The organism is Bradyrhizobium sp. (genome assembly GCF_019244115.1).
In the GTDB taxonomy this organism is placed as follows: domain Bacteria; phylum Pseudomonadota; class Alphaproteobacteria; order Rhizobiales; family Xanthobacteraceae; genus Bradyrhizobium.
On sequence record NZ_JAFATE010000098.1, the window covers coordinates 1 to 3,925 of the forward strand.

At 66.7% G+C, this 3,925-nt stretch carries 3 protein-coding genes and 1 pseudogene; all 4 read left to right on the forward strand.

The annotated features are described in order from the left end of the window. Positions 1 to 282: pseudogene (locus JOZ76_RS04630) on the forward strand (branched-chain amino acid ABC transporter permease); the annotation flags it as partial. Then, on the forward strand, positions 275 to 1,057 hold the full coding sequence (locus tag JOZ76_RS04635) for an ABC transporter ATP-binding protein (RefSeq protein WP_291697450.1): 783 nt from the start codon (positions 275 to 277) through the stop codon (positions 1,055 to 1,057). The pseudogene JOZ76_RS04630 and the gene JOZ76_RS04635, both read left to right, overlap by 8 nt. Beyond that, positions 1,050 to 3,269, forward strand: a complete 2,220-nt coding sequence (locus JOZ76_RS04640) for an ABC transporter permease (protein ID WP_291697451.1) — start codon at positions 1,050 to 1,052, stop codon at positions 3,267 to 3,269. The genes JOZ76_RS04635 and JOZ76_RS04640 overlap by 8 nt, the downstream gene beginning before the upstream one ends. 3 nt (positions 3,270 to 3,272) lie before the next feature. Next, on the forward strand, positions 3,273 to 3,925 hold a 653-nt coding region (locus JOZ76_RS04645; RefSeq protein WP_291697452.1), incomplete at its 3' end, for a phosphoenolpyruvate hydrolase family protein.

Below are 3,925 nucleotides of genomic sequence, written 5' to 3' on the forward strand. Positions count from 1 at the left end.
GAACGCTGCATCGATATCCTCATCATCGCGGTGGTCGGCGGCATCACCCGGCCGGTCGGCGCCTATGTCGGCGCGTTCATCTTCGTCATCCTGCGCACCTTCGCGCTCGATGTCCTGGTCCAGCTCGGGCTCGACGGCAATCGCTTCCGCCTGCTGATCGGGGTCGGTTTCCTCGTCATCGTGTTCTGGTCGTCGGACGGCGTGATCGGCCTCTACGAGCGCTGGCGCCGCCGCGGCCGCGCCGCGGACACGCGGCCGCGCGGGAGAGGCGGCCATGGATAGGGTCGCGGACCGCCTCTCCGCCTTTGGTTCGGCCGCTGCGCTGGAACTGCGCGGGGTGACGCGGATGTTCGGCGCGCTTGCGGCGCTGACCGACGTCACGATCACGGTGCGCCCCGGCGAGCGGCGGGCCGTGCTGGGCTCCAATGGCGCCGGGAAGACCACGCTGTTCAACTGCGTGACCGGCGACTTTCCGCCGTCCTCCGGCACCATTCGCTTTTTCGGCGAGGACGTCACCAACTTCCCGCCCTATGAGCGGATCCGCCGCGGCCTGCGCCGCACCTATCAGATCTCGGCGCTGTTTCCCGGCCTCACGGTGCAGGATAACGTCTATCTCGCCTGCCGCGGGGTCTCACGTGGGCGCTATTCGCTGCTACGGCCCGGCCAGAACGATGCGCTGATGCATTCGGCCGAGCGGCTGATCGAGGCGGTGCATTTGTCCCCGGTCAGGGACCGGCGCGTGTCGGAGCTTGCCCACGGCCAGCAGCGCCAGCTCGAAATCGCACTTGCGCTCGCCGGCGCGCCGCGACTGATCCTGTTCGACGAGCCCGCGGCCGGGCTGTCGCCGGCGGAGCGTCGCGAACTGATCGACATCCTGACCTCGTTGCCGTCGCATATCGGCTATATCATCATCGAGCACGACACGGACGTGGCACTGCGCGTTGTCGAGAGCGTCACGATGATGCACAACGGGCGCGTCTTCAAGGAGGGCCTGCCGCAGGAGATCGAGTCTGATCCGGAGGTGCAGGAACTGTATCTCGGAGGCGGGCATGAATGAGGTTCGCCGCTCTGCGCCTGCGCTCGAAGTGAAAGGGCTGGACGTCTATTACGGGCATTCGCATGCGCTGCAGGGCGTTGATCTCGTGCTCGACCAGGGCGTGTTCTCGGTCGTCGGCCGCAACGGCATGGGCAAGACCACGCTGTGCAACACCATCATGGGCCTGTTGCGGCCGAGTGGCGGCACGGTTCGGGTGCGTGGCGAGAATATCACGCGACTGAGTCCGACCCGCATTGCGCAGCTCGGTGTCGGCTACGTGCCGCAGGGGCGGCGGCTGTGGCGATCGCTGGGCGTGGACGAGCACCTGCGGCTCGCAGCGGGGGTACGGCGCGGACCGTGGACCATCGAGCGCATCTACGAGACCTTTCCGCGCCTCGCCGAACGCAAGAGCAACAGCGGTGGCCAGCTCTCCGGCGGCGAGCAGCAGATGCTGGCGATCTCGCGCGCGCTCTTGACCAATCCGCACCTCCTGATCATGGACGAACCGACCGAAGGCTTAGCCCCCGTTATCGTGGCCCAAGTCGAGGACATCCTGGTTCGGCTGGCGCAGGACGGCGACATGTCGGTCCTGGTGATCGAACAGAACATTGGGGTGGCGACCGCGATCTCGAAAAACGTCGCGATCATGGTCAATGGCCGGGTCAACCGCATCATCGGCTCCGCGCGTCTTTCCGCCGACCGCGAGCTGCAGCAGCGCCTGCTCGGCGTCGGCCAGCATGCCGGGATCGAAGCTGACATCGAGCCGGCTGCGCCAGATGCCGCTCCGGAGGCGCGCGCAACGCCTGAACGAGCACGCAGCGCCGCGCCACTTCGCATCTACATCTCCAACCCGGTGCTGCCGACCCGCTGGTCGCAGCCGGTTCCGATCGCGCGCATCGAAGCGAAGGCTCGCACGCGCACCAGCACGCCCGCGCGCCTGAGCGAAATCACGCGAGCCTCGCGCGAGCAGGCTGCATCGAGCTTGTCCGGACCACCAGCCGTACTGGTTGTCGGCACGCTCGACACCAAGGGCGAGGAGCTCCGTTTCATCCGCGATGTCATTGCGAGCCAAGGCCTGCGCACGCGCCTCGTCGATGTCTCCACCAGCGGCAAGCTCTCGACCTGTGACGTGCCGGCACAGGAAATCGCGCTGCATCACGGCCGCGGCGGTTCGGGCGTGTTCGGCTCCGACCGCGGTGCCTCGGTCGCCGCCATGGCCGACGCCTTCGCTCGCTGGCTGCGCCGGCAGAGCAATGTCGCCGGCATCATCTCGGCCGGCGGCTCGGGCGGCGCCTCGCTGGTGGCGCCCGGCATGCGCGAGCTTCCCGTCGGCGTACCGAAGCTCATCATCTCCTCGGTGGCCTCGGGGGACGTCGGTCCCTATGTCGGTCCGGCCGACATCGCGATGATGTATTCGGTGACCGACGTGCAGGGTCTCAATTCGATCTCGCGCACGGTGCTCACCAACGGCGCCAATGCGCTGGCCGGCATGGTGAAGGCGCGCCTCGACGAAAGCGGCAAGAAACAGGCTGATGCGCCGGCGCGGCCCTCGATCGGCATCACCATGTTCGGCGTCACCACCCCTGCCGTACAGAAGATCACGGCCGAGCTGCGCGACGAGTATGAATGCCTGGTGTTCCACGCCACCGGCGTCGGCGGCCGCTCCATGGAGAAGCTCGTCGATTCGAATCTGCTTGCCGGCGTGATCGATCTGACGACGACGGAGGTGTGCGACCTGCTGATGGGCGGCGTGTTTCCCGCGACCGAAGATCGCTTTGGCGCGATTATTCGCACCCGCGTGCCCTATGTCGGTTCGGTCGGTGCGCTCGACATGGTGAATTTCGGTGCGCCCGAGTCTATTCCCGAGCGCTACCGCCATCGCAAGTTTCACGTCCACAATCCGCAGGTGACCTTGATGCGCACCACAGCGGAGGAGAACGAGCGCATGGGCCGCTGGATCAGCGAGCGGCTGAACCGGATGGATGGGCCGGTGCGTTTTCTGCTGCCCGAAGGCGGGGTGTCCGCGCTCGACGCGCCCGGCCAGCCGTTCTGGGACCCCGAGGCGGATCAAGCGCTGTTCCGCGAGCTCGAACGCACGGTGCGACAGACCGCCAACCGGCAACTGATCCGCGTCAAGCGCAACATCAACGAGATGGAATTTGCGTCCGCCGTGGTCGGCGCGCTGCGGGCGTTGACTAGACGCAACGTGGGGCGTCGGAGAGTGGCGAGGTGATCGATGGCAAGGTTTGAACGCGCAGCGCTCCTGAAGAAATTCCGCGCCATGGCTCGTCGGGGCGAGCCGATCGTTGGCGGCGGCGCCGGAACCGGGCTGTCGGCCAAGTGCGAGGAGGCGGGCGGCGTCGATCTCATCGTGATCTACAATTCCGGCCGCTACCGCATGGCCGGACGTGGCTCGCTCGCCGGCCTCATGGCCTATGGCGATGCCAACGCGATCGTTGTCGAGATGGCGGGCGAGGTGCTGCCGGTCGTCACCAAGACGCCGGTGCTCGCCGGCGTCAACGGCACCGATCCGTTCCGCGACATGGATATTTTTCTGGACCAGCTCAAGGTGCTGGGTTTTTCCGGCGTCCAAAACTTTCCGACCGTCGGCATCATCGACGGCGTGTTCCGCGCCAATCTCGAGGAAACCGGCATGTCCTATGCGCTCGAGATCGACATGATCGCCAGGGCGCACGACAAGGACATGCTGACGACGCCTTACGTGTTCAGCGAAGCGCAGGCCACGGCGATGGCGATCGCGGGCGCCGACATCATCGTCTGCCATCTCGGCCTCACCACGGGAGGCTCGATCGGCGCGCAGACCGCGCCAAAACTCCAGGAGTGTCCGCAGATGATCGACATCTGGGCGGCGGCGGCGCTGAGCGTCAA

What these genes read in the sequence shown, in the direction of transcription:
- JOZ76_RS04635 (WP_291697450.1), top strand. Translation starts at nt 275, where the DNA reads ATGGATAGGGTCGCGGACCGCCTCTCCGCCTTTGGTTCGGCCGCTGCG.
- JOZ76_RS04640 (WP_291697451.1), top strand. Translation starts at nt 1,050, where the DNA reads ATGAATGAGGTTCGCCGCTCTGCGCCTGCGCTCGAAGTGAAAGGGCTG.